This is a genomic window from Mycobacterium xenopi (genome assembly GCF_009936235.1).
Classification (GTDB): domain Bacteria; phylum Actinomycetota; class Actinomycetes; order Mycobacteriales; family Mycobacteriaceae; genus Mycobacterium; species Mycobacterium xenopi.
In genome coordinates this window covers 1,501,454-1,527,246 of record NZ_AP022314.1, presented here as the reverse complement: position 1 = coordinate 1,527,246, position 25,793 = coordinate 1,501,454, and the positions used below count along the sequence as shown (strand labels likewise).

The window sequence follows — 25,793 nt, the reverse complement described above, 5'->3', positions numbered from 1 at the left end:
CTAGGCGAGGCGGGTCCGAGAGCCGCTCGGCGCGTGCGGCTCAGGTGGTGCGTCCGGTCGGGGAAACAGTGGCCGCAACACCGCAGGCGGCTTAAACGCCGTCCACGTGCCGCGAGGCTGAGACAGGCGGTCGGCGACGGCCCAGATCACGGCCGGGTTGTGGCCATAGCCGAAGTGGCTGCCGATCACCGCGATGTTTTCGGCACGCGGCGAGCGCAGATCCAGGCATGCCTGCCAGGCCACCACCCCGTCGTAGCGGGAGTAGATCGAGGTCGCCGGCACCGGCAACGGTTCGGTTTCCAGATCCACCGGCGCCGGCGCGCGCTCGACGTGCAGGTGGGAAAACCGGTTGAATGCCGCGCTGGCGCGGGTTTGGTTGCGATCCGTCAGGCGAAACGGGGTGCCCAGAGTGATCACTTGCCGTATCCACTCAGAACGTCGGCGAGCCATGGCGCGCGCGTAGATGCCGCCCAGGCTCCAGCCGATCACGCTGACCGGTGCACGGTATCGGGTGTGCAGGTCGCGCAGGCGCTCACCCATGCCGGCGACCGCTTCGGCGGTGGGACCGATGTTTCGGCCCAGCCGCCAGCCGTGCACCCGATACCCGAGACGACGCAGGCTGCGCCGCAGCGCCAGGGTGGAGCCGTCGCCGGCGAGCAAGCCCGGCAGCACCAGCACCGGGTGCCCGTCACCGGTCGGCAGCCGGCGCTGCAGCGGCAGCGTCCCGACCAGCAGCCCGAACTCCACCGCAGCACGGACGGGGTCGGTCAACGACAGCGGCCAGGGCGGGGCATCTGGCCGAGATGGGTGCTCGACCGGTTCGAACAACGGCTCCGGCATAACCGCCAGCCTGCCACCGACCCCCGCCCCGATGCGGCAGGTCCGTCCAGATGCACTCACGCCGGTGTCCGCGCGGGACACGCTTTAGGCGTTGAGCGGCCGATTGCCGATCACGCGTTGCACGAGCAGCGGGGCAATCTCGTCGTCGGATAGACCTAGGTCCCGCAAAATCTCGTCGTTGTGCTGGCCCAGCATCGGCGGCGCCGCGCGGTGGTGACGGCCAGGACCCGGCCGGATACGAAACGGCCAACCGGGATAGCGGTGCACGCCGGTAATCGGGTGCTCAAGCTCCTCGTAGTACCCGCGGGCAGCTAGCTGGGGCACGTCATACATCTGCTCAGGGGTGATCAGCTGTTCGGCGGGGACGCCATGGTCCTGAAGTGTCTTGACGATCTGCGCCGGTGTCCGCGAGCGAGTCCAGCAGGAGACGATCTCATCGAACATATCGTGACGATCGTCGATATCGCCCGGGCGGCCGAGGTTTCCCGCAGCACTGTCTACGAGTACTTCCGCGACAAGGCCGCGATCGTCGAAGCCTGCGCCTCCCTGTTCAGTACACCGCCATCGACACTGGACATGGACGATCCCAAAGCAGTCATGGAGTTCGTGCGCGCCCACGTGGTGCGTGGGTTCACCGAAGAGCGTTCCCGGCCAAGGCGATCATCCCGGTGAACCCGCCGGCGCGGGAGTCAGCCCCGCCGCTCCGCCAGCGCCCGAAGGAAGAACATCAAATTCGCGGGCCGCTCGGCTAGCCGACGCACCAGATAGCCGTACCACTGCGTGCCGTACGGCACGTACACCCGCACCTGGCTGCCGGCGTCGACTAGCCGCCGCTGTTCGGCGTCGCGGATACCATAGAGCATCTGGTATTCAAAACTATTTGCGATGCGGCCTGTTTCGCGAGCTAGCTTTGGTACCGCAGCGATGACAGCGGGATCGTGGGTAGCCACCATCGGGTAGCCCGAGCCGGCCATCAGCACCCGAAGGCAGCGCAGGTACGAGTCGGTGACCGCGGGCCGGTCGCGGTAGGCCACCGACGCCGGTTCGTCGTAGGCGCCCTTGCACAACCGCACTCGCGCACCCTCGGCCGCGAACTGCTGACAGTCGCTCAACGTGCGTCGCAGGTAAGCTTGCAAAACCACCCCAAGCCAAGGAAAATCAACCCGCAAATCGCGCACTGTCGACAACGTGGAGTCGGTGGTGGTGTGGTCCTCGGCATCCACCGTCACCCAGATCCCGGCCTGTTGGGCGCGCTCACAAATAGTGTGGGCGTTCTCCAACGCGATTTTTTCGCCGTCACGATCCAGCGCTTGGCCGAGCGCGGAAAGTTTCACCGACACCTCGAGCGGCCGCACACCGTCGCCAGCGACATCGGGCCGCCGCCCAGCGCGTCGAGCAGGCACAGATAGGTCTGGGTGGTCGCGGCGGCGTCGTCGGCGTCGGCAACGTCCTCACCCAGGTAGTTGACGCTGACGTAGCGACTTGAGTCACGAAGTGCGACAATGCTTTCCAGAACACTGCCCATTGTCTCTCCGGGCACAAACCGGTGCACCACCTTGCGTGTCACCGGCATCCGCTCGGCGGTGCGACGCAGCCAGTCGGAACGACTGGCTGCCAAGATCGCCGGGCGCACCGCCGTGGCGAAAACGCCCGGCCTGATCGGGGCGACCCGCCGCGGCGGCTTCGCCGCTCTTGCGATCGCCACCGTTTGATCGGGGCGACCCGCCGCGACCGGCTTCGCCGCTCTTGCGATCGCCACCGTTTGATCGGGGCGACCCGCCGCGACCGGCTTCGCCGCTCTTGCGATCGCCACCGTTTGATCGGGGCGACCCGCCGCGACCGGCTTCGCCGCTCTTGCGATCGCCACCGTTTGATCGGGGCGACCCGCCGCGACCGGCTTCGCCGCTCTTGCGATCGCCCCGGCATCACCGGGCCGCCATGTGTGGATACCGGTGATCGGTGGCCGGGACGAACGTCTCCTTGATCGAGCGTGCCGACGTCCATCGCAACAGATTCAGCGGCGACCCCGCTTTGTCGTTGGTGCCCGAGCCTCGCGACCCACCGAACGGCTGGCGGCCCACCACCGCCGCGGTCGGCTTGTCGTTGATGTAGAAGTTTCCGGCCGCGAACCGCAGCCGCTGCTGCGCCGCCACCACCGCGTCACGGTCGTCGGCGATCACCGCGCCGGTCAAGGCGTAGCGCGAGCCGGTGTCGATGACCTTGAGGATCCGCTGGTAGTCATCGTCGGGATAGACGTGCACCGCCAGGATCGGCCCGAAGTACTCAATCGCGAATGCCTCGTCGGTCGGGTCGTCGCCCAGCAGCACCGTGGGCCGCACGAAATAGCCCTCACTGTCGTCGTATTCACCGCCGACCGCGATGGTGACACCCGCTGCGCTCTTCGCCCGTTCAATGGCATTGACGTTTTTGGTAAATGCGCGCCGATCGATCAGCGCACCACCGTAGTTAGACAAATCTGTGACGTCGCCGTACCGCAATTCTGCGGTGGCGGCCAGGAAGTCGTCGCCCATCTTCTGCCACACCGAACGGGCGATGAACGCGCGCGACGCCGCAGAACACTTCTGACCCTGGTAATCGAACGCGCCGCGGATCAGCGCGGTGCGCAGCACGTCCGGTTGCGCCGACGCGTGCGCAAGAACGAAGTCCTTGCCCCCGGTCTCCCCGACCAGCCTCGGGTAGCTGTTGTAGCGCTCGATGTTGGCGCCTACTTCTCGCCACAAGTGCTGGAAGGTGGCCGTCGAACCGGTGAAGTGGATACCCGCCAGGCGCGGATCGGTCAGTGCCACATCGGAAACCGCGTAGCCGTCGCCGGTCACCAGGTTGATCACGCCCGGCGGCAACCCGGCGGCCTCCAGCAGCTGCATGGTCAGATAGGCCGCCAGAGTTTGGGTGATCGACGGCTTCCATACCACGGTGTTGCCCATCAGTGCTGGCGCCGTCGGCAGGTTGCCGGCGATCGAGGAGAAATTGAATGGAGTAATCGCGTAGACGAAACCCTCCAGCGGGCGATAGTCCATCCGGTTCCACTCGCCCGGTGCGCTCAATGGCTGCTGGGCCAGGATTTGGCGAGCGAATGCGACGTTGAATCGCCAGAAGTCGATCAGCTCGCAGGGGGCGTCGATCTCGGCCTGGTATGCGGTTTTGGACTGTCCGAGCATGGTTGCGGCGGCGATCTTTTCCCGCCACGGCCCGGCCAGCATGTCAGCGGCGCGCAGAAAGACCGCGGCGCGCTCGTCGAAAGGTGTTGCCGCCCAGCTGTTCTTGGCTGCCATCGCCGCTTCGACCGCGGCCGCGGCATCGGTGTGGGTGGCGTTGGTGAGCGTGCCCAGCGTGGCGGCGTGCCGGTGCGGCTGCACGACGTCGATGCGCTCACCGTCACCCATCCGGTGGGTACCGGCGATGACGTGTGGCAGGTCGATCGGGTGATCGGCGAGCGCGCCCAGCGCGGCGCACAACCGGGCCCGTTCGGGGGAATCGGGGGTGTAGTCGTGTACCGGCTCATTGGCCGGGACGGGCACATCGGTGATGGCGTCCATGCCGCCAGGATGCCCCTCGGCGTGACGCAACCGCTTGGCTGATCGAACAAGATCTCCAGCAGTTACTAGTAGGATCGGACAACATGCGGGTTGCTGGTGTCGGGCTGGGCCAGCTGCTGCTCGCGCTGGACGCCACGATGGTGAGCCTGGTCGACGCACCGCGCGGCCTGGACCTGCCGGTGGCTTCGGCGGCGCTGATCGACGCCGACGATGTGCGGCTTGGTCTTTCGACGGGTGCCGACGCCGCCGACGTCTTCTTCCTGCTCGGCGTCAGCGATGAGCAGGCGCTGGAATGGATCGAGCGGCAGACAACCGGGCCTGCCGCGCCGGCAGCCATCTTCGTCAAGGAACCCTCAGCCACACTGGTGGCGCGCGCGGTCGCCGCCGGCATCGCGGTCGTGGCCGTCGAGCCGCGGGCCCGCTGGGAGCGGCTGTACCGGCTGGTCAACCACGTCTTCGAACATCACGGCGACCGCAGCGACCCGCTGTCGGACTCGGGCACCGACCTGTTCGGGTTGGCGCAGGCGATCGCCGACCGCGTCCACGGCATGGTCAGCATCGAAGACGAGCAGTCGCACGTGCTGGCCTACTCGGCGTCCAACGACGAGGCCGACGAGTTGCGGCGGCTGTCGATCCTCGGCCGCGCCGGCCCGCCCGAGCATCTGGAGTGGATCAGCCGATGGGGCATCTTCGACGCGCTGCGCTCACGCGGCGAGGTGGTGCGCGTCGCCGAACGTCCGGAGCTGGGCTTGCGTCCGCGACTGGCTATCGGTATTCATCAGCGCTCGGAAGATGCCCGCCGGGCGCCGGTTTTCGCGGGCACCATCTGGGTGCAACAAGGTTCACAGCCGCTGGCCGACGACGCCGAAGAGGTGCTGCGCGGCGCCGCGGTGCTGGCCGCCCGCATCATGTCACGGCTGGCCACCCGTCCGCCCACACCCGCGCTGCGGGTGCAGCAGCTGCTGGGCCTGGCCGAGCGCGGCACGCTCGAGATCGGCGACATCGCCCGCGAGCTTGGGATCGCCGCCGACGGAAGTGTCGGGCTGATCGGCTTTCAAGCGACTGGTCACCGTGGCCGACTACACGATGTTGTGGGTTTGAGCGCCAGCGCCTTTCGTCCTGACGCCCAAGTGGCATCCAAAGGGTCGCGATGCTATGTGCTGTTTCCGCACGGGGCAAAGCCGGCATTGGTCACCTCGTGGATTCGCGGCACGATCAACGCGCTGCGCAACGAGATGGGCCTCGAGTTGCGGGCAGTTGTCGCCACACCGGTCGCGGGATTGGCGGGCGCCGCGGCGGCGCGGACGGAGGTCGACCGGGTACTCGACACCGCCGAGCGCCATCCACTGTCGATCGCTCAGGTGACGTCGCTGGCCGAGGCCCGCACTGCCGTGTTGCTCGACGAGATCGTGAGGCTGGTCGGCGCCGACGAGCGCCTCATCGACCCGCGGGTGCGTGACCTGTGCGCGCGCGATGCGGTGCTGGCCCGAACGTTGCAGGCTTACCTGGATAGCTTCGGCGACGTCGGAGCCGCGGCGCAGTGGTTGAACGTGCATCCCAACACGGTGCGCTACCGGGTTCGGCGCATCGAACGGCTGCTGTCAACATCGCTGGCGAATCCCGATGTGCGTCTGCTGTTTTCGCTGAGCCTGCGGGCGGCAGAGCGCACGTAGATCTCGGCGAGGAACTGCTCGACGGCTACGGCCGCGTGGGCGGCGCGCGCGGAGCCGAAGATGTCGAAGGCGTGCTGCGCGAACGGCAACTCGGCGTAGACGACGGGTTGACGGCTCACGTCACGCAGTCGCGCTGTGAAGCGGCGCGCTTGTTCGACGGGGATCAACGTATCGTTGCGGCCGTGCAGCACGAAAAATGGTGGCGCATCAGGGGAAATGTGCGTGATCGGTGAGGCGTCGCGGAACGCCGCCAAGGTTTCGGCTCGGCTCAGCTTGAACACGTACTTGCCCAGCATGGGCGCCATCTGGGGGTGGATCGACTCGTCCGTGCGGGTGAAGTCGTAGACCCCATAGAACGGCACTGCCGCCCGCACGCTGGTGTCAGCGTCTTCGAAACCCGGTTGGAACTGGGGGTTGTTCGCCGTGAGCGCGGCCAACGCCGACAGGTGACCGCCCGCGGAGCCGCCGGTGATCGCGATCCAGTCCGGGTCGCCGCCGTACTCGGCGATGTGCGCCTTGGTCCACGCCAGCGCACGCTTGACATCGACGATGTGGTCGGGCCACGTCGAGCGAGGGCTCAGCCGATAGTTGATCGCAACACACACCCAGCCCAGTTCGACGAGATGGCTCATCAACGGATAGGCCTGGTGGCGTTTGCCACCCACCATCCAGGCACCGCCGGGCACCTGCAGCAGCACCGGGGCCCGCCCGTCACGGTCTAGATCGGGGCGTCGCCAGATGTCGAGATGATTCCGGGAACCGTAAGGGCCGTAACTGATGTCGATATCGCGCGCATAATCGCGATAGACCCGCAACATTCGGATGACACCGGCCGTTTTGGCGGTGCCTGCGCCCGCGGGCCGCTTCCACAGATCGGCAGACTCGGTGCGACGCTCGCTGCCCAACCCTTCGTCGAGCGCCGCCGTCAGCGGCGCGTTGGCGCGCCGACCCATGCGATGTAACCCCACCAAGCCCAGCCAGGAGATGGCCGAGACTGCCCAACTGAACCACCGCACCTGTCGCGACAACCGCCGCGACACCGCAGCGATCATCGCCAGATGAGCGCCGAGCATCTGCAGTGGCAGTTCGGTGGCGAACACGCCATAGGCGAATGCGCCTAGCGAGGGATAGCCGCGCTTGCCTAGCGGACGGTATCCGTTGGCGGTGAACAGCAGTCCCGCCAACGAACCCGCCACCGCTGCCACTCGGTTCCACATCTGTCACTCCCATCGACCGCGCCGTGAGCCAAAGCAACCGATGGTTGAGGCATCTAACCATCTGGCGGCCGGATAGGAAACGGCGGGGTTACCGACCTAGACGGGGAGCGGATCGGCCGACGGGGTAATGGTGTCGATCCAGGACAAGATGGTGCGGATACAGGCGCCGCTGTTGCCCACCTGGCAGTGGTTGCTCGCTTGCTCGGCCGCGGTGAACACCCGCGTGGTCACCGAGCGAGCCGCGCTGAGGTCGCGTGCCTGGCGATGCGACTGGCGCAGACGAACGTAATGGTCGTCGGCCCCGGCGATGAGCAGCACGTCGGCGGTCACGTGCTTGGAGACGGTTCGGGTCGTCACCGTCCGGGTCGCCACGAGGAAGTCGTAGGGCGAGTCGGTGCCGGTGATGTGTATGCCCTGCCAAAGCCCCCACCGCATGACGGGCCGGCACGCCGCCGTGAGACCGGCCGCGGTGTTGATGACCCAGCGGGCGCACATGCTAAGCAGCGCACGAATCACCGGTACCGCCAGATCACCAGCCCGCCGCCCAGCGAGATGCCCACCGCCGTGACGTCGTCCACACATGAGATCTCGGTTTACCGGCGATGGCGCACCCGGCAAGACCTGATCATCGACGCATTACTGGATCGCAGTGCTGCCGAGATCCCGGTACCCGACACCGGTTCGCTGCGCGGCGACCTCATCGAGCTGGCCCGCTTGGTAAGCAGGTATCTGTCGCTACCGCTGGGCCGTGCGTTGGTGCGGATGACAGCGCTGACGGTCGAGGACGAAGCCCTCGCCCGGGCGAGTGCCGAGTTTTTCGGCTCGCGGGTGGCCACCGTGCGTGTGGTGGTCGACCGGACGATCGAGCGGGGGGAATTGCCTGCAGGCACGGATGCCCGACTCGTGCTCGAGCTGTTAGTGGCGCCGTTGCATATGCGCACGCTCCTGACCGGCGAGCCGCTGACCGAGGACCTGCCCGAGCAGGTGGTCGACGTTTTGCTCGACGGGCTGCGGCCGCGCGACTAATCGGCCGTCAAGCTGTTCGTCGACCCGCGCGCCGGTTGGTGCGATCCGGCGTCAGCGCCCACGCCGGCTGGCTACGCCGTTTCCTCGGATCGCTCCATGATTCGATACACGGGGTCGACCATCGACATGGGCCCGGTACCGCTTTGGCGCACCTTTCCGGTGAGCCGCAGCACCTGGCCAGGCTGGATATCGTCGCCCCGCCCGGGATGAAAGACGACGCGGATGTCCCCGCTGTCATCGCCAACGACGATCCACCGGAACGTCTTTCGACGTTTGGTGATGTCCTCGACCTGACTGACCCGCCCTTCGATGGTGGCACGTTGCCCTGGTATGAGCGCCTGCACCGGAATCACCGTCGGGGGCCGTTCCGGGTGTTCGTATTCTTCGACAGTCTGTTGTTCGCCCTTCGAGACCCATGCCTCGACTTGGTCGAGTACTCGCGCGATCCGCTGTTCGAACAGATCCGGGAACGCTTCGGCGATCCGCGACTGGACGTCGTACGGCACGATCGTCGCCGCAGCGTCCGGGATCCGGCTCACAGCGCGGGCGATCTTGTCGGCAGTGCGATCGTGCAGCAACCGGCCCAGCAGCGGCGCATACGTCCGACGCGGCAAGAGCACCGTGACATTGGTGTCGGGATGTTCGCTCAATGCCCGCAGGACCAGCGCTTGCGCGGCCCGATTAAGCTGGCGATCCGGACAGTCCACTACCCGCAGACGGGTGTCGAGATCGAACAGGTCCCAACGCTTGCGCAGCTGCGCCGCATACGAAGCGTCGACCATGAAATGCACTGCGATCAACTCGTCGGCGTGCAATCCCTTGCCGTACCGCAGTGCCTCAAGCACAGCAAGGTCCACCGAGCTCACGAAGACGAACACCCGATGTCGGGCATACTTGACCAATTCGGGGCGGTCGGTGCGGAACATCTCGAGAATGGCGGCCTCAGCACGGTATTCCATGTTGAGCCGTACCAACACCAACACCAGTAACGGGAAGACGACGACCACCAGCCAGGCGCCTTCGGTGAACTTCGCGACGGCAAAAATGCCGACGATGATCGTCGACAAGATCCCCGCGGAGAGGTTGATTGCCAGCTTGTGCCGCCAGCCGGGTTCGCGGTGCCTCAGATGGTGTTTGGTCATCCCGTAACCGGCCATGGCAAATCCGGTGAACACACCGATCGCGTAAAACGGCACGAGCGCGTTGACCGAACCGCCGGTCACCACCAGCAATGCCACCGACAGCGCCGTAAGTGTGATGATGCCGTTGGAGAACACCAAGCGGTGGCCGCGTTTGGTCAGCTGCCGCGGCAAAAAGCGGTCCTCGGCAACGAAACTCGCCAACGCGGGAAAACCGTTGAAGCTGGTATTGGCGCCGGTGAATAGGATTGCGGCGGTTGACGCCTGAACTAGGAAATACAACACATTGCCGATGAGACCGTGACCGAAGACGGCTCGGGCCACCTCGGAAAGCATCGACGGATATTCGTCGACGTACGGAGTGGCGTGGGTGACGTGCGTCAGGTAGGCGACACCGGCCAGCAGGAACCCGAGGATGCAGGCCATCGCGGTCAGGACACGACGCGCGTTGCGGCCCTGCGGCTTCCGAAAGACGTTGACGGTGTTGGAAATCGCCTCCACACCGGTCAGCGACGAACCGCCGTTGGCGAACGCGCGCAACAGCACCAGAATCGTCGCGCCCATCACCAGCCCGCTGCCCTGGTGGACCGGCACCGCGCCAGGAATATGTTGCGGATCGTAGGTCGGTAAGCCCCAGAAGACTTCGCGGATAATCCCGGTCACGATCGTCAGCGCGATCATGATGACGAAGGAGTACGTTGACACCGCGAACGGCAGGCCCGCTTCCCGTAGCCCGCGCAGGTTGGCATAACAAATAGCGAGCACCACCGCGACAGTGATCTCCAAACTGTAGGGCCCGAGCGGGGGTATCGCCGACACCACCGCCACCGTGCCCGCCGCCGACTGCACGGCCACGGTGACCACGTAGTCGATCAACAGTGCGGCGGCTGCGATCTGGGCCACCCGCGGCCCGAAGTTCTCCCGCGCGACCACGTAGGAGCCACCGGCGCGGGTGTAAGCCATCACGACCTGGCGATACGACGCGGCCACCAGCACCAGAATCAACAGGATGACACCGGTGATCGGCAGCAACAACGCGAACGCAGCCATCCCCGCATGGGGCAGCAGCTCGATCATGATCTGTTCGGGACCGTAGGCGGTCGACGAGATCGCATCCGGCGAAAGAGCGCCTAACGCAACAGGATTCGATAGTCTCTCGGTGCTGAGCTGTTCGCTGATCAGCGGCTTTCCGAGAAAGATGCGCTTGGCGACGTCACCAACCGACAGCGGGACGCTCACCCGGCGAGCCGATGTTGTCACGACACATCCTTACCTGATTGGGGAGCCGACCGAAGCTCAGCCGATCGCCAGGGCACCGTCGACGAGTTCGTCGAAACGCTCGATGGCCTCGTCACCTTCGGCGTCGATGCCGCGAAGCGGGCCCCGATCGGCCAGGTAGCGCTGCGCGTACAGCCGGGCGATCAGCGCCTTGCGGTCCGCCTGATAGGTGGCCCGCTCCCAGGCGGCCTGTTCGGCCAGCAGCGCGCCGGCGTAGACGTCTCCCATGAATTGGGTCAGGGCGAACAGCCGCGCCTCGGCAATCCGGCCGTGCAGTTTGGACCATGCTGTGATCGCCGCGTCGAGGTCCTCGACGCGGCGACGGACCAGCCGAGTGGTGTCGTCGTCGTCGCACACCTCCATCGCGTCGTGCAGGCGCGCCAACAGCGGCTCGTGCGCCGCGCTGCGCTCGATGCCGCGCCGCACGTCGAGGCACAAAATGTTGTCCGGCCCTTCCCAGATGGTGTTCACCTGGGCGTCGCGCAGCAACCGAGCCACCGGCCAGTTTTCGATGTAGCCGTTGCCGCCGTGGATCTCGATCGCATCGGAGGCCATCGTGATGCCCAGCCGGCAGACCCTGAGCTTGGTGACGGGCACCGCGATGCGTTGACGCACCGGCTTGCGCTGACGATGGTTGGCAAAACCGGTGCAGTCGAAGACCAGCGCTTGTGCGGCTTCGACGTCGACGATCATCTCGGCGAGCTTGCGACGCATGAGCGCCTTGTCGATCAGCGTTTCGCCGAACGCCCGCCGCTGCCGGGCATAGCACAGCGATTCGACCAGGGCACGGCGCGCGTTGCCTAGCGCGAACAACGCGATCCCCAACCGCGCCGCATTCGTCAGCTCCATCATGCGGCCGAGCCCTTTGCCGTCGGATGGGCCAGCGTCGACATTAGGCTCCCCGGACAGCAAAAATGCCTCGGCGTCGACGAATTCGATCTCCCCGGAGGCGACCGAACGGGTGCCCAGCTTTTCTTTGAGGCGGCGGATCCGCACCCCGTTGGCCGAACCGTCGCGGCGGGTCCGTAGCACCAGGAACGTCGCGACACCACGGGTCGAGTCGGGAGCGCCCTCCGGTTTGGCCAAGACCACGAACACCTTGCCGTCGCAGTTGGAGGCAAACCACTTGAACCCGTTGAGCAACCACGCGTCGCCGTGTCGAGTGGCGGTGGTTTCCAGCGCACCGAGGTCGGAACCCCCGGTGCGCTCGGTCAACAGCTGTGCGGTCTCCCCTTCCCACTCGCCCGACGCGAACTTCGCCAGCACGTAATCGCGCACGTCGGCCGGGGCGTACGCAGCGACGAGGGCCTTGACCATGTTGGCCCCGGTACCCAGCGCGCAGCCCATGCCGATATCGGCCTGGTTGAGCATGTAGTTGGAGGCGAACAACGGCAGCGACGGGTTCACCCCGGCGCGGCGTGCGTCGTCTTTGAGCATCCGATGGGCGTCCAGGATCGCGCGCTTGGACTGGATGAACGAGGCCGGCTGGACTACCCGGCTGACGTCGTGGCCCCACCGGTCGTAGCGTTCCAGCCGTGGCGGGTTGCGGTCGGTTTCCTCGGCCCACCGCGCCACCGGGCCGCCCATCAACTCGCCGATGCGGGTCAGGTGCGGTTCGGCGAAGGCCAACTCGTCGGGCTGCAAGTAGTAGGCCATCATGAATTGCAACGTCGGATCGCTGCGATACCAGTTGAGACCGACTGCACCCTGATAGTTCTCGGTGCGATAGCGCTCCGCCTTCTCCGCTGTGCTGAAAGGCAGGCGGTCGACGGCTTCCACGTCGTAGTCGCTCATGCAGCGACCGTATTACACGGCGCTAGGAATTGAGACGCTCGACGGCCGCGGCGATGCGCTCGTCGGTGGCGGTCAGCGCCGCCCGCACATGGCGGGCGCCGCGCGGGCCGTAGAACTCTCCGGGCGCGGTCAGGATGCCGCGCCGCGCTAGCCAGTCGACGGTGTCGCGACACGGTTGGCCGCGCGTGACCCACAGGTAGAGCCCGGCTTCGGAATGGTCGACGCCAAACCCGGCCGCCCGGAACGCCGCCAGCAGCGCTGCCCTTCTGCGGGCGTAGCGGTCTCGCTGCTCGCGTTCGTGGGCATCGTCGTCGAGGGCGGCGACCATGGCTGCCTGCACCGGTGTGGGCACCATCATGCCGGCGTGTCTGCGCACCGCCAGCAGTTCGGCCACCACCGCGGCATCTCCGGCGACGAATCCGGCCCGATAACCGGCCAGTGACGAGCTTTTCGACAGCGAGTGCACCGCCAGCAGACCGCGGTGATCACCGTCGCACACCGACGGATGTAGCACCGACAGCGGCTCGGTATCCCAGCCCAGGCCCAGGTAGCACTCGTCGGAAACCACCAAGACACCGCGTTCGCGGGCCCAGCCGACGACCTTGCGCAGGTGGTCGATACCGAGGACGCGTCCGGTGGGGTTGCTCGGCGAGTTCAGGTAAACCAGCGCCGGCGACTGCGGACCCAGTTGGGTCAGCGAGTCAGCACGCAGCACCTGGGTGCCGGCCAGCCGAGCACCGACTTCGTAGGTCGGGTATGCCAGTTCGGGCACCACGACCAGGTCGGCGCCGCCAAATCCCAGCAGCGTCGGCAGCCAAGCGATGAGTTCCTTGGTGCCGATGACGGGCAGCACGGCCGTCTCGGAGAGGCCCGTGACGCCGTAACGGCGGCCCAATGCGGACACGATCGACTGGCGAAGCCTCGGGGTGCCCGCGGTCATGGGGTATCCGGGTGAGGCGCTGGCCGATGCCAGCGCCCCACGGATCGCCGGCGCGACCGGGTCGACCGGGGTGCCGATGGACAGGTCGACGATGCCGTCCGGATGCGCCTCGGCAACCGCCCTGGCTTCGGCCAAAGTGTCCCAGGGGAATTCCGGTAATGTCGCCGACACACCCAGCCGGCGATCCACCAGGCCGCTCAGTCGCCCTCGCCCTGCGGCGGCAGATCCTTGACCACCTGCGGGTCGTTTTCGACCATGCCGACTTTCGCCGCGCCCCCCGGCGACCCGAGTTCGGCGAAGAAATCGGCGTTGATCTGCGTGTAGTGCGCCCACTGCTCCGGGACGTCGTCTTCGTAGAAGATCGCCTCGACAGGGCAGACCGGCTCGCACGCTCCGCAGTCCACGCATTCGTCGGGGTGGATGTACAGCATCCGAGCGCCCTCATAGATGCAGTCGACCGGGCACTCCTCTATGCATGCCTTGTCTTTGATGTCGACGCAGGGTTCGGCGATCGTGTACGTCACGAAGGTCTCCTCCATGTGCTGTTCGTGTGTGGCTGCTGTCTCGCCGCTCGGGAAAGGACGCCTGGGTTGCTGACCGAACTCTCAGTGTGCCCTATCGCTTCGCTTGCGGGCGACGCGCTTCCGTCGATTACTGATACTAGACGTTGCATATACAATCCAACCACTGGCACCCCGGTATGCGCGACGTTGCAGTGCAACTGGTTGCATCGGCCCCGCGCATCGATGGTGACGGGCTCCACATCAGCTTCGGCGGGCGGCGTGAGCGGCCTCGGCTGCTTGCCGTGGACAACGTGGTGATCTGTGCCGGAACAATATTGACCCGCACATCATCGGCGGAGCCGCCCTGGCCGTCGAGTTGGACGCCAAGCGCGCCATCCGGCAGGGCACCGAGCTGGCGGCGCGGTTTTAGGGCTTGCTTCAGCCGCCGAACAGGCCCACGATGCGGGCCTCCGCGGTGGCCGCCTTGGCGATCGTCTCGGTGGCTTCCCGCGCGGGTGTGCTAGACGCCAATGTCAACGGTTGGTTCAGCGCGTATAGCTGGAAACGGTAATGGTGCACCCCGGTACCGGCCGGTGGGCACGGGCCGAAGTACTCGGCTTTGCCGGCGGAGTTCAGGCTCACGCTCGCTCCCTGGGGAAGCGGGCCGTCGCCGATTCCGGTGGTCGACGGCGGGATGCCGGTGACTACCCAGTGGACGTACAAGCCGGCGGGCGCGTCGGGGTCGTCGACAACCAGCGCCAGCGACTCGGTGCCGGGCGGCACGTTCTCCCAGCGCAGCGGCGGAGGCACATTGCGCCCCCGGCAGGAGTACTCGACCGGGATCTGGGTGTTGTCGGCAAACGCGGTACTGGAGACGCTGAATTTGCCCGGCTCGGCCGGTGGTGGTGTTGTCGTGCTCATCGCGGCTCCTGAGGTGGTCGGGCCGGGACTGTGCTGCGGATTCACCTTGCCGCCGCCACATGCGGGGGCCGCACAAAGCAGCAGCGCAACAGCGGCCAGCGCCAGTCTCATGGGCGTGTGTATACCCCTTGAGCGGGCATGGCGTAAAGACTTCGTTATTGCGTGCCCACGCCGCCCGCTCGCGGCGGAGGTTATGCCGCTAGGACCGCATAGGTGGTGGTGCGCTGGCGCGCGGGCCGGCCAATCCCCGCGGCGATCGCGACCAACTCCGGCACCGTCTTGGCGGACCCGTGTTCGGAGCCGGCCATCCGCGAGATGGTCTCCTCCATCAGCGTGCCGCCCAGGTCGTTGGCGCCGCCGTTGAGCATGACCTGGGTGCCCTGCACCCCGAGCTTGACCCAGCTGGTCTGGATGTGAGAGATCCGGCCGTGCAACATGATCCGCGCCAACGCATGCACGGCGCGGTTGTCGCGATGGCTGGGGCCGGGCCGCGCCGCGCCGGCCAGATACAGCGGCGAGTTCTGGTGCACAAACGGCAACGGCACGAACTCGGTGAAACCGCCGGTTCGGTCCTGGATGTCGCGCAGCACGTTGAGGTGGGCCACCCAGTGTCGCGGGCTGTCGACGTGCCCGTACATCATCGTCGAGCTTGACCGCAGACCGACCTCATGCGCGGTGGTGACGATCTCGACCCACATCGATGTGGGCAACTTGCCCTTGGTGAGCACCCAGCGCACCTCGTCATCGAGGATCTCGGCCGCGGTGCCGGGGATGGTGTCCAGACCCGCCTCGCGCAGGCTGATCAACCATTCGCGAATACTCAAGCCGCTTTTGGTGACACCGTTGGCGATTTCCATTGGGGAGAACGCGTGCACGTGCATCGACGGCACCCGCGCCTTGACCGCGCGCACCAGGTCGGCGTATCCGGTGACCGGCAGCTCGGGATCGATGCCGCCCTGCATGCATACCTCGGTGGCGCCTTCGACGTGGGCCTGCCATGCCCGCTCGGCCACCTCGGCCACCGACAACGAATAGGCATCCGGGTCGCCCTTGCGCTGCGCGAACGCGCAGAACCGGCACCCGGTGTAGCAGATGTTGGTGAAGTTGATGTTGCGGTTCACGACGAAGGTCACGTCGTCGCCGACGGTATCGCGACGCAGTGAATCTGCCAGCGCTGCAACCGCTTCCAGCGCAGGGCCGTCGGCGGTGGCCAGCGCCAGATAGTCCGCGTCGGAGCAGCCGGCAGGGTTGCGCTCGGCCGATCGCAACGCGCACAGCACGTCGGTGTCGATGCGTTCGGGTGCACGCACCGCCAGCTCGTGCACCTGCGCGCGGATGGAATCCCAATCCCCGAACGCACTGTCCAGATCGCTGCGAGTCTCCGAGCTGCGGCCCTCGACATCGATCGCCGAATGCAGATCCACCCGACCCGAGGACGCCACGTCGTCGGGCTCCTGCCATACCATTCCCACCGGTTTCACGTCGCGCGCCAGGCCGGTCACCGGATCGGCCAGCGCCGTGACATGCCCACGCACTCGCGGGTCGATCCATGCCGCGCCGGCTTGCACGTATTTGGGCTGCACGGTCAACCGGGGCACGAGGTCGTATCCGGCTTCGGCGGTCACGGCGGCCAGTTCATCCAAAGCGGGCCACGGCCGTTCGGGGTTGACATAGTCGGGGGTCAGCGGTGAGACACCGCCCCAGTCGTCGACACCGGCCCCGATCAACGCCAGGCATTCCTGGCGCGACACCAGGTTCGGCGGAGCCTGGATGCGCATTCCCGGGCCGAGCACCAGCCGCGCGACCGCCACCGTCGCCAGCAAGTCATCGAAGCCCGCATCGGGGGTCGAGGCCATCGCGGTGTGCTCCTTGGCCCGGAAGTTCTGCACTATCACTTCCTGGATATGTCCGAACTCCTTGTGCGACTTGCGAATTGCTTGCAGCGTCTCGGCGCGCTCAACCAGGGTCTCCCCGATGCCTACCAGCAGCCCGGTGGTGAAAGGTATCGACAGGCGACCCGCATCGGTCAGCACCCGCAATCGAACCGCCGGGTCTTTGTCGGGGCTGCCGTAGTGTGGCAGACCTTTGGTCTCGAACAGCCGCCGCGACGTGGTCTCCAGCATCATGCCCATCGAAGGCGCCACCGGTTTGAGCCGCGACATCTCCGACCAGCTCATCACCCCGGGGTTCAGGTGCGGCAACAGGCCGGTTTCCTCGAGCACGCGGATCGCCATCGCGCGCACGTAGGACAGTGTCGAGTCGTAGCCACGTTCCTCCAGCCACCTCCGTGCCTCCGGCCAACGCTCCTCTGGCCGGTCGCCGAGGGTGAAGAGTGCTTCCTTGCAGCCGAGTTCACCTCCGCGACGGGCGAGATCGACGATCTCGTCGGGTTCCAGATACATTCCGGTCCCTTGGGCGCGCAGTTTGCCCGGCACGGTGACGAACGTGCAGTAGTGGCAGGTGTCGCGGCACAGCCGGGTGATCGGGATGAACACCTTGGGCGAATATGTGACCGGCAACCGGCCGCCGGGGCCGCGCCGTCCGCAGGATTCCAGACCGGCGTCGCGCACCCGCGCCGCGCTGCGGCACAAATCGGCCAGGTCCGCGCCCCGAGCGCTCATCGCCAGGGCGGCCTCGTCGATGTTGAGCGTCACGCCGTCGCGGGCACGCCGCAGCACGCGCCGCAGCGCGCCCGAGCCGGCGGCGCCGGTTTTGCGCGGAACGGCGGGGGTGGGCAGGTCGGTGCTGCGTTGCGGGTTCAGAGCCACTCCCCGGTAACACTTGCCCGCTGCGAAATCATCCGCACCGTCTCACCATCTCCATATCTCCGCGCTAGACATGACCGCCACATTAGACCTGACGGTCGCGCCCGTGCCCCGCCTGGGCGGGCGGTCGCTGACCCTGCACCGGTTTCGTCCGGCGTCGCCAAAGCACCAGCCACACCGGCGGCACCATGCCCAGCGCGATCAGCAGCACCGCACCGTAGGCCATTACGCCGCGGCCGCCGAGGATGATGTCGTCGCCGGGACCGCCCAAGGTCATCGCGGCAACGGTCAGCAGCCAGGTCCACAGCGGCAACACAGCAACCCGTGGCGACGCGGTCCAATGCATGGCGGCCCACACCAAAACCGCATTGACCAGGCCACTGACCAAGGCGCTTATCGGAAACGGGATCGCGCCGATGTAGCTGGGCAGCAGCAGGGCCGCGGCAAGTGCGGACAAAACTCCGTCGATGGCCAGCAGGGTGAGAACGACGATACGGATGGCAGGATCCGTCGCTGCGGTGTCAGCACCCGACGCGACGGTTGGCTTGGTCGCGGTCAGGTCGGGATGCTGTCGAGCTGCGCCACCAGGGAGGCGATCACCCACTGAAAGTTGTCGAGTCGATCCTGCCAGTGCTGCATGTTGGGGTCCATGTCGGGGTCCATACCGGTTCCTTCCAAAGCTGGCTGAATTGCAGCCTACCGCGCGCGGATCAGGTCAGATCTAGTCCGGTGAGCAGGTCGGTCTCCCAACCGCGCGGATCGCGCTGCCCCGCCGTCCCGGCCGCCAGAATGTAGTGCTCTTCGGCCAGGATCGGTAGCGCCAGGTTGTTCGACAATGCGCAGGCTCGTCCGGTAGGTCCCACGCTCACCTGGGTCGCGTGCGCACTTAGCGCGGCAACCTTGGCGGGCAACGCATCCGGCGCCTCGATGACGGCGTCGATGCGGTCGTCGGGGTAGCCGAACTCGCCGATATCGCTGTCGCTGGTCGGGAGCACCCAGTCCGGACGCAGGTCGGCCTGACGCAGCGTGCGCCAGCCCGCCGAGAACGCGCTCGCCGCAATCACGGTCCAGTACACCTTCGGCACCCGCCACGGCGGGCCCGGATAGTCCGCGGAACCGGCGGCCGCGACCGCCGCGGTGGTGACGAGGTGGGTGTGCACGTGGTCAGGGTGTCCGTAGCCCCCTTTGGGGTCGTAGGTCACGACGACGTGAGGACGCAATTCGCGGATGACGGCCACGAGCGCGCCGACGGTTTCGCGTTTGGCGGCGTCGACGAACTTCTGCCGGTGCCGCCGTGGGGTGCCGGGCATGCCGGAGTCGCGCCAGCGGCCCGCGCCGCCGAGAAAGACCGGCCCGTCGGCGCCGAGTGCACGCAACGCAGCAGCGAGTTCACCGATGCGGTAGCCGCCGAGTTGGTCCGCGTGGTCGACGGCCAGCTGGGCCCACTGGTCGTCGATGACTTCACCCTCTTCGCCGAGTGTGCAGGTGACCACCCGCACCTGGGCACCGCGAGCGCTGTAGTGCGCGATAGTCGCACCCGTGGTGAGGCTTTCGTCGTCGGGGTGGGCGTGCACGAACAGCAGCCGCGGAGTCTCCTGGGACACCATGGATGAACCATACCGGTATCGCAGCCGAGCACCGCAACAAATTCGTGGTAGCCGTTTCCGGTCAAAATCCCTGGGAAGAACGCAGATAACGCATGGCCGTTCGAATGTTGATCGGGCCAATAGCATTTCGTGCGACGACGTCGGCGCTATCAGAGAACCACGACGTGCGCCCGTCCATGAGAAACGATAACGGCTACTATCGCAGAATGGCGCAGCAGACCAAAGCCGTACGCAGCCGCCGCCGAGGCGAAGTCCTCGAGAATGCGCTGTACGACGCGACACTGGCCGAATTGTCCGCCGTAGGGTACGGCGGGCTGACCATGGAGGGGATCGCGGCCCGGGCCCGCACCGGTAAAGCCGCATTGTATCGACGCTGGCCCAGCAAGCGTGCACTTGTGCAGGCCGCTTTGCTCTACGCCCTGCCGCCGTTGCCTGAGCCGCGTGCCGACCGGCCGGCACGGGAGAACCTGCTCGCGGTGTTCACCGCGCACTGTGACGTGCTGGCCGGCAAGACCGCCTTCCCCGGCCTGGATATCATCGGTCAGCTCGTTCACGAACCGGAGCTAAGGGCCATCTTCGCCGACGCCGTCGTGGCCCCTCGTCTTCGCATCATCGAATCGATTCTGCGAACCGGCGAACGTAACGGCGAAATCGATCCCGCCAACCTCGCCCCGCTGACGGCACGTGTCGGACCCGCGTTGATCAGTCAGCACCTGTTGCTCACCGGCGCTCCACCCAACAGGCGCCAGCTCATGCGGATCCTCGATACCGTGATTCCCCGCCCGCCGGTCAGTCGAGGCGGGTAGCCGCGGCCGCCCACGTGTACCCGCTGATTTCTCCAAGTGGTTCAAGGGCTTTCAGTCGTATCCTCTCCGGATTGCTACTTATTACCTGGCGTGAAAATCGCTATTGGGTTTCGCCCGGCCCTCGTTCGAAGTGCTCGGCGGGCGGACCGTGCCGGGTCCACAAGGCACGCTCTCGGCGACTAAACCGAAGTTCCCCCTGATTGGGGCTGATTTGTCTGGTTGACCTGGGGTTTTGTGGTGTGTTACTGACTACGGCAGGCCGTGGCGATGGGAGACGCCCAGGAGGTCGAAGGCTCGCCGTTGCAGCGGGGTGGGGGTGGTGGTCTTGGTGAACGCTGGCAGGTCGTGGGTGGGTTGGATGTAGTTGGCGCAGATGGTGGCCAGGTCGGTGAGCAGGCTGGTGAAGCTGTGCACCGGTGTGTTGTCTTCGGTGCGTTTGCGGGCGGCCTTGGCGAGGGCTTTATCGGAGCGTTGGGCGGGGGCGACGGGGTCGGTGCGTTTGGCGGCGGCGGCGGGTTTGTCGTTGTCGGCGAACAGGATTGGGGCTAGGGCTTGTTTCATGTGCCAGCTGATGTAGTAGGACAGCATGCGTAAGAACATGTGCGCGCGGACCCGCTCGGCGAGCCGGTGCCGGATGGGCCGCACGTCTAGTTCGCTGTTGAGCGTGCGGAAGAAGCGTTCGACGTCGGCGAGGTCTTTGTAGCGGCCCACCACGTCATCGCGGCCCAGGGCGTGCTCGGGCAGGCTGGTGCGCAGCACGTAGATGCCGTCGAGGGCTGCCTCGGCGGCGATGGCCTGCTGGTTGCGGGTGAAACTGAACGCCTCGTCGGTGATGTGCAGGTCAAAGTGTTTGGCCATCTTGAACTTGTTGCATACCTTGCCCACCCGCAGGGCGATCTTGTCTTGCCCGCGTAAGGGTCGTTTCTGGCGGCGGGTGGCCTCGGCGATGGTCTGCAGCTCTGTTTCGGTGGCCGCCAAAAGTTCGCCGCGTTTGCGGGCGCGCTCCTCGGCCAGGGCGGGGTTGTGGCAGCACACCAGCCGCTCGCCCGGATAGTCGGGATGGGTGAGCTCGAACAGGTTTTGCTCATCGAACAGCGACAGCTGCAGCGCCCCGTCCTCGACCAGGGTCTTGATCTGCGGGGCGCGCAGCGCGCTGATCCAATCCAGGGCCGCCGGGCGCAGCTCGTCGCGGATGCGCGCACTGGTGAGCATGCCCCGATCGCCCACCAGGGCGATGTTGGATAGCCCGAACCGGGTTTTGAGCTTATCGATCTGGGCGGTCAGGGTTTTCGGGTCGGCGGTGTTGCCGTCAAACACCTCGATCGCGACCGGAACCCCGGCCGGTGAGCACAGCAGCCCGTAGACGATCTGGCGCCGACCCTTGACGCCGTCGCGGGCGTGTCCGATCGCCCCCAGCGGGCAGGTGTGGCCCTCGAACGCCGCCGAGGACACGTCATAGAGCACCAGGGTGCCATTGGCCAAATGACGTGCGGCCAAGGCGGTTTCGATGCCATCTTTGCGGGCCAGCGCCCAGTCCATCGCCTCATACAGGTCGTCCTCATCGGCGCCCGCCACACCCAGCACCACACCCAGGGAGCTGGTGGCGGTCTGGGTGCGCAGCCCGCGCGCGATCGCCAGTTTCGACCCCGGCGCGATCACCGTCGCGATCAGCATGGCGCACACCAGATCCCGGTTACGCGAGGGCGTCGGGTCGATCAGCTCGGCGATGCCCAGCTTGGCGGCGGTGCCCAACACGGCGGCCACATGCCCGTGCGGCAGGCTGCGGGTGATGTCAAACGCCTCGGATAGATCCCAGTCCGCCGGGGGTAGGCCCTTCAGCGCGCGATCGAGTCTGTCGACCTTGTGTTCCGGCCAGCGGGTCAGGTTGGCCAGGGTGCGGGTCTTGACCTTGCCGTTCTCACGGTAGCTTTCCCGCAACAGCACCGCCGGCGGGGATCCCCGGTTGGGCACCCGGGTGATGTACATGATTACTTTCTAACACAAGAGCAGCGCGATAGTTGCGATATCAGAGAATGACACGCCGAACTATTCTAAATAATACATGAGTACATATCGGGCAGTTGAACACAGAAACACCTGCTCACAACACAGATCGGGCCTCAGCCCCCACTACAAGGGGGAACTTCGGACTAAACGCAAAAGGCGGGTGTTACTGGGAGGTCTTCACCCACTGGCCGGCGTCACCGACGATGCCCACCGGCACCGCACCGGACAGGTTCACGTTTTGCACACTGGGCCCGGCCGCGACGATCGTGGTGTCTTGCAGGATCGGCAGCACCGTCGCCATGTTCCACAGCCGCGGCTCCACCGCGTTGATCACCTCGTTGATGTCTTTGGTGCCGCGAAGGGCAGCGTCGATATTCGACTGGATGCTGCGATCGCAGGTGCCGGTGAGGTTCGACGGCGCCTGCACCAGCGCACCCGGCTCGGGTGCGCGGTTCGGCGGCGTGGAGGTGGGGGTCGCCGATGGGCTCGCCGCGTGCGCCGAAGGCGTCGGCGCCCCATCGGATCTGGTGGCCGTCGGCGCAGCCGATGTCGACACCGCGGTGGCCTCCAGCGCCGGGCAACCATAGCGGGAAGCCAGCAGCGTCGCCAGGTTACCGCCGGCCTGGTGCCAGCCGACGATGGCGTCGACCCGGTTGTTGACCAGCGCGTCGCGGTAGAGCGCCACCGGGTCCAGGCCCAGCACGGTCGCGGCGATGCCGACATTGCGTAGCTGGTCAGCGGCCGTGTTGGCCACTGCCACCGACGTCGGATCGTTGGATGCAACACCGATGACAAGTGATAACTGCTTGCCGTCCTTGCTGATTCGGCCACGGGTGAATTCCGGTGCGCCGGTGTTCACCGGTGTGGTTCCGGGATCTGCCGCCGGCGGCGGCACCGGCGGAGACGTGTCGTTCTCGATCTGGTAGCCGGCGGCCTCCAACAGGCCCAGCGCCTCGGCCTTGCTCATCGCCGGGGGCGCGGTGGGCACGTATCCGGGGTCGCTGGGTGCGCGGATCTGCGCCTGGTCCAAAGTGACGGTGTTGTCGCTGCCGGCACCGACCGCGGCGAGCAGGTCGACGTCGAGCAGTCCCAGGATCGCCTTGCGCACTTGGGAGTCGGCGAGCTTGGGCACATTGGCGCGCAGCGTGAGCTGCATGACCCGCGGGGTCATGATGCGCGCGGTTCGCACGTCCGGGATGGCCGACAGCTGGGCGAAGGCCGCCGATCCGCCATGCACCTGGGCGACCTGGGTGTCGCCGTTGCGGATCGAGTCGGCCAGCGCGGCGGCGCGCCCGCCCGACGGAAAAGGATAAGATCCGGCTTCGCCGGCGGACAATACCGGTCGTTGCGGGCGATCAAAATCTCGTCGCGCTGCGGGTCGATGGTCTCCACCCGGAACTGTCCGCCCGTGACCGGCAGGGCGCGCGCCAGCCCGGCGGGGAAGCCGCCCGGGACGTCTTTGACGATGTGCGCGGGCAGGATGTTGCTGAACAATTCCCGCCATGCCGGATATGGCTGCGAGAACGTGACGACGGCTTGCTTGCCGCCATCGATTGACTGCACACCGGTGATGAGGTCGTAGCCGGCGGGATCGACCACCCCGGGTTGGCTGACCATCTGCCGCCACAGGTACCAGAAGTCGTCGGCGGCGATTGGCGCATTGTCGGTCCATTGCGCCTCCGGCCGGATCTTGTAGGTCACCGTGAACGGGTTGTCGTTGGTCACCTCGGCGGACACCAACAGCGTCGGGTCCATCTCCCAACGCGATCCGGTCGGCGTGGTCGGGTCGGGCACCGGGCGGAACGCGCTGGGCAGCACGAGAGCGCTGACCGCGGCGTTGACCGCCGAGAGGTCGGACAGCAGGTGCGGGTTGAACCCGGCGCCGATCGAGTCGATGCCCACGATTACCTGCATCACCCGCGGGGGCGGCGGCGGTGTGCTGCGCGTGGTCTCGGTGCTCTGCGGCGCGGGCGGCGGCTTGACGGTGCAACCCGACACCGCCAGCCCGCACGCCGAAACCAGCGCGCCGATCGTTACGCACACGCGGCGAGCTGGCTTCGGCACGCCCATCAGAGTATCGGCCGGACTATCGGCCACCCCGCAAACCGCAGTGACCATCTACGCCCACGCTTCGGCTCGGGCCCGGCTGCAAGTCCCTCGGCGGCGTCGAGCACGACTTCGCGGATTCCTCGACATATTCGTCGGGACCACAAAGCTCCATCGTTTTCCCAGGTCGCCCGGGCGCGACGAGGAACTGACCCCGATCGGCCAGCTGTAGCAGCGCGTAGCCGCGGTGACGGTCCCGGAGCGATTGGACAGCAGCGACCCGCTGTGGTGCCCTTACCCGCGGCCATCGACTGTGTGACCGCGCCGATGGCAACATGCGGAACTGCACCGGGTGATTCTGGCAGCGGTCGGCCCGTTCTGCGAAAACAGAGGAAAGATGACATGCAGCACGTCCAATTCCTCGGGCAAGCATGTGCCAGCGACCGACTACGCGTCCGGACTGCTGAGCGATGAACACGCGTCGCACGATCGACACGTGGGTTGAGCGGTTCAACGCGGGCGACGCCGAAGGCATATCAGCGCGACGGCCTGATTGCGCAGCAGCGGGGGTATTGGGACAGCGCCCAGCTCAATGACATTCACCCAAACTTGCATAGCGGTTGAGCAACGACGGTACCGTCGTCGACGATTAACGCCGTCTTGGATTCGATCAAGGGCGCTTCGCGATTCGCCCGAGGCTCACGTCGTCAGGAGATAGCCGGAGGCCACGCTGCGTTGGTCGAGGCGGCGCAGGCCGAGCTCGTCGGCGAGCTGCACCGCACGCAGGTACTCGTTTTGGTGCAGACACCGGTTGATCTCCGGGTAGGGATCCCGTGCGTCGCGACGCCCCACCAGGCCGGCCGGGTAGTACTGGGCCATCAGGTCGACGTAGGTGTCGGGTCCGAGCGTGCTGGCGATCCACCGGAGAATCTCCGCCGTTTCGTCGAACATCCCGGGCATCACCAAGTGACGCACCAGCAGGCCACGCACCGCCAGCCCGTCGTCGTCCACGACCAGCTGCCCCACCTGCCGGGCCATCTCCGGGATGGTTGCGCGCATCGCCTCGGGGTAATCGGGCATGCGCAGCAAGCGGCGTGCCCGGTCGCGGGTCCACACCTTGGCGTCGGGCATGTAGATGTCGATGATTCCGTCCATCAACGCCAGGCCGTCGAGGCTGTCGTACGCGCTGGTGTTGTACACGATCGGCAGCCGCAGGCCCGCGTCGAGAGCGTACGGCAACGCCTCGAGGATTTGCGGGACCACATGCTCCGGCGTCACGAAATTGATGTTGTGGCAACCCTTCTGCTGCAGCTCCAGCATCATCCGGGCCAGCCGCTGCGGGGTCACCTGCTCCCCGCGTACCTCCCAGGAGATGTCGTGGTTTTGGCAGAACACGCAGCGCAGATTGCAGCCGGAGAAAAAGATCGTGCCTGAGCCGTTCCACCCGCGCAGGCAGTTTTCCTCCCCGAAATGGGCGAAATACGAGGCAACGACAGCGCTGCGCCCGATGTGACACAGGCCTTTGACGTCATGCAGCCTGTCGACCCGGCACAGCCGCGGGCAGACCCGGCACCGGTCGGGACCAAGCAGAACCCGGGCCTGCAGGGCGCGCCGAGAGATCTCGTCGGCGCCGAGGCTGAGATACCCAGGAGACGGTCGATCGCTGTCCATGGC

17 protein-coding genes and 5 pseudogenes are annotated in these 25,793 nt (G+C 66.5%); 5 read left to right on the top strand and 17 right to left on the bottom strand.

The window, feature by feature from the left end; translation table 11 throughout:
- Together MYXE_RS07205 and MYXE_RS07200 are read right to left on the bottom strand one after the other, a co-directional pair.
- Positions 1–840 carry an esterase/lipase family protein gene (locus MYXE_RS07205; RefSeq protein ID WP_085193099.1) on the bottom strand — a complete coding sequence of 280 codons (840 nt, stop codon included), beginning with the start codon at positions 838–840 and terminating at the stop codon, positions 1–3.
- Positions 841–924: 84 nt separating this feature from the next.
- Positions 925–1,320, bottom strand: a pseudogene (locus MYXE_RS07200) (CoA transferase); the annotation flags it as partial.
- Here MYXE_RS07200 and MYXE_RS07195 point away from each other — a divergent pair.
- Positions 1,291–1,512, top strand: a pseudogene (locus MYXE_RS07195) (helix-turn-helix domain-containing protein); the annotation flags it as partial. The pseudogenes MYXE_RS07200 and MYXE_RS07195 sit on opposite strands and share 30 nt — an antisense overlap.
- 17 nt (positions 1,513–1,529) lie before the next feature.
- Here the strand turns inward: MYXE_RS07195 and MYXE_RS07190 are convergent.
- Positions 1,530–2,500, bottom strand: a pseudogene (locus MYXE_RS07190) (proline dehydrogenase family protein).
- A gap of 265 nt (positions 2,501–2,765) precedes the next feature.
- Positions 2,766–4,397, bottom strand: coding sequence for an L-glutamate gamma-semialdehyde dehydrogenase (gene pruA / locus MYXE_RS07180; protein WP_085193097.1), 1,632 nt, complete (start codon positions 4,395–4,397; stop codon positions 2,766–2,768).
- 83 nt (positions 4,398–4,480) lie between these two features.
- Between pruA and MYXE_RS07175 the strand changes: the two genes are divergently transcribed.
- A complete protein-coding gene (locus tag MYXE_RS07175) occupies positions 4,481–6,070 on the top strand; it encodes a PucR family transcriptional regulator (RefSeq protein ID WP_085193096.1) in 1,590 nt (529 codons plus the stop codon).
- Here MYXE_RS07175 and MYXE_RS07170 read toward each other — a convergent pair.
- Together MYXE_RS07170 and MYXE_RS07165 are read right to left on the bottom strand one after the other, a co-directional pair.
- Entirely contained in the window at positions 5,968–7,287 is a 1,320-nt protein-coding gene (locus tag MYXE_RS07170) for an alpha/beta hydrolase (RefSeq protein ID WP_085193095.1), read from the bottom strand. The genes MYXE_RS07175 and MYXE_RS07170 overlap by 103 nt on opposite strands.
- A 96-nt stretch (positions 7,288–7,383) precedes the next feature.
- Positions 7,384–7,782, bottom strand: coding sequence for a hypothetical protein (locus tag MYXE_RS07165; protein ID WP_085193094.1), 399 nt, complete (start codon positions 7,780–7,782; stop codon positions 7,384–7,386).
- Between the two features lie 69 nt (positions 7,783–7,851).
- Between MYXE_RS07165 and MYXE_RS07160 the strand changes: the two genes are divergently transcribed.
- Positions 7,852–8,313, top strand: coding sequence for a TetR-like C-terminal domain-containing protein (locus tag MYXE_RS07160; RefSeq protein WP_232061758.1), 462 nt, complete (start codon positions 7,852–7,854; stop codon positions 8,311–8,313).
- Between the two features lie 71 nt (positions 8,314–8,384).
- Here the strand turns inward: MYXE_RS07160 and MYXE_RS07155 are convergent, their stop codons facing one another.
- The 4 genes from MYXE_RS07155 to fdxA are packed head-to-tail and all read right to left on the bottom strand — an operon-like array spanning position 8,385 to position 13,988.
- Positions 8,385–10,712: an APC family permease gene (locus MYXE_RS07155; protein ID WP_085193092.1), complete on the bottom strand. Its 2,328-nt coding sequence runs from the start codon at positions 10,710–10,712 to the stop codon at positions 8,385–8,387.
- Positions 10,713–10,748: 36 nt separating this feature from the next.
- The gene (locus MYXE_RS07150) at positions 10,749–12,524 is read right to left on the bottom strand and encodes an acyl-CoA dehydrogenase family protein (protein ID WP_085193091.1); all 1,776 of its coding nucleotides are present in this window, start codon (positions 12,522–12,524) and stop codon (positions 10,749–10,751) included.
- Between the two features lie 22 nt (positions 12,525–12,546).
- Positions 12,547–13,635, bottom strand: coding sequence for a succinyldiaminopimelate transaminase (gene dapC / locus MYXE_RS07145; RefSeq protein WP_085193106.1), 1,089 nt, complete (start codon positions 13,633–13,635; stop codon positions 12,547–12,549).
- A 26-nt stretch (positions 13,636–13,661) separates the two neighbouring features.
- Positions 13,662–13,988, bottom strand: a complete 327-nt coding sequence (gene fdxA / locus MYXE_RS07140) for a ferredoxin (protein WP_048892408.1) — start codon at positions 13,986–13,988, stop codon at positions 13,662–13,664.
- A 215-nt stretch (positions 13,989–14,203) separates the two neighbouring features.
- Here fdxA and MYXE_RS07135 point away from each other — a divergent pair.
- Positions 14,204–14,397: pseudogene (locus MYXE_RS07135) on the top strand (hypothetical protein); the annotation flags it as partial.
- A gap of 8 nt (positions 14,398–14,405) precedes the next feature.
- Here the strand turns inward: MYXE_RS07135 and MYXE_RS07130 are convergent.
- The 4 genes from MYXE_RS07130 to mshB form a co-directional block, all read right to left on the bottom strand.
- Positions 14,406–14,999 carry a YbhB/YbcL family Raf kinase inhibitor-like protein gene (locus tag MYXE_RS07130; protein ID WP_085193090.1) on the bottom strand — a complete coding sequence of 198 codons (594 nt, stop codon included), beginning with the start codon at positions 14,997–14,999 and terminating at the stop codon, positions 14,406–14,408.
- A gap of 80 nt (positions 15,000–15,079) precedes the next feature.
- Positions 15,080–17,656 (bottom strand): bifunctional FO biosynthesis protein CofGH, encoded by a 2,577-nt coding sequence (locus MYXE_RS07125; RefSeq protein ID WP_085193089.1) that lies wholly within the window; start codon positions 17,654–17,656, stop codon positions 15,080–15,082.
- 82 nt (positions 17,657–17,738) lie between these two features.
- Positions 17,739–18,257 (bottom strand): hypothetical protein, encoded by a 519-nt coding sequence (locus tag MYXE_RS07120; protein WP_085193088.1) that lies wholly within the window; start codon positions 18,255–18,257, stop codon positions 17,739–17,741.
- 106 nt (positions 18,258–18,363) lie between these two features.
- Positions 18,364–19,260, bottom strand: a complete 897-nt coding sequence (gene mshB / locus MYXE_RS07115) for an N-acetyl-1-D-myo-inositol-2-amino-2-deoxy-alpha-D-glucopyranoside deacetylase (RefSeq protein ID WP_085193087.1) — start codon at positions 19,258–19,260, stop codon at positions 18,364–18,366.
- 206 nt (positions 19,261–19,466) lie between these two features.
- Between mshB and MYXE_RS07110 the strand changes: the two genes are divergently transcribed.
- Complete coding sequence (locus MYXE_RS07110; protein WP_112650318.1) at positions 19,467–20,066, top strand: TetR/AcrR family transcriptional regulator; 600 nt, start codon at positions 19,467–19,469, stop codon at positions 20,064–20,066.
- A 249-nt stretch (positions 20,067–20,315) separates the two neighbouring features.
- On the opposite strand, the gene MYXE_RS07105 is transcribed toward MYXE_RS07110, so the two are convergent.
- From MYXE_RS07105 to MYXE_RS07095, 3 genes and pseudogenes are all read right to left on the bottom strand, one after another.
- A complete protein-coding gene (locus MYXE_RS07105; protein WP_085193110.1) occupies positions 20,316–22,052 on the bottom strand; it encodes an IS1634 family transposase in 1,737 nt (578 codons plus the stop codon).
- A 184-nt stretch (positions 22,053–22,236) separates the two neighbouring features.
- Positions 22,237–24,143, bottom strand: a pseudogene (locus MYXE_RS07100) (ABC transporter family substrate-binding protein).
- 675 nt (positions 24,144–24,818) lie between these two features.
- Positions 24,819–25,790, bottom strand: coding sequence for a radical SAM protein (locus MYXE_RS07095; protein WP_085197254.1), 972 nt, complete (start codon positions 25,788–25,790; stop codon positions 24,819–24,821).
- Positions 25,791–25,793 lie beyond the last annotated feature (3 nt).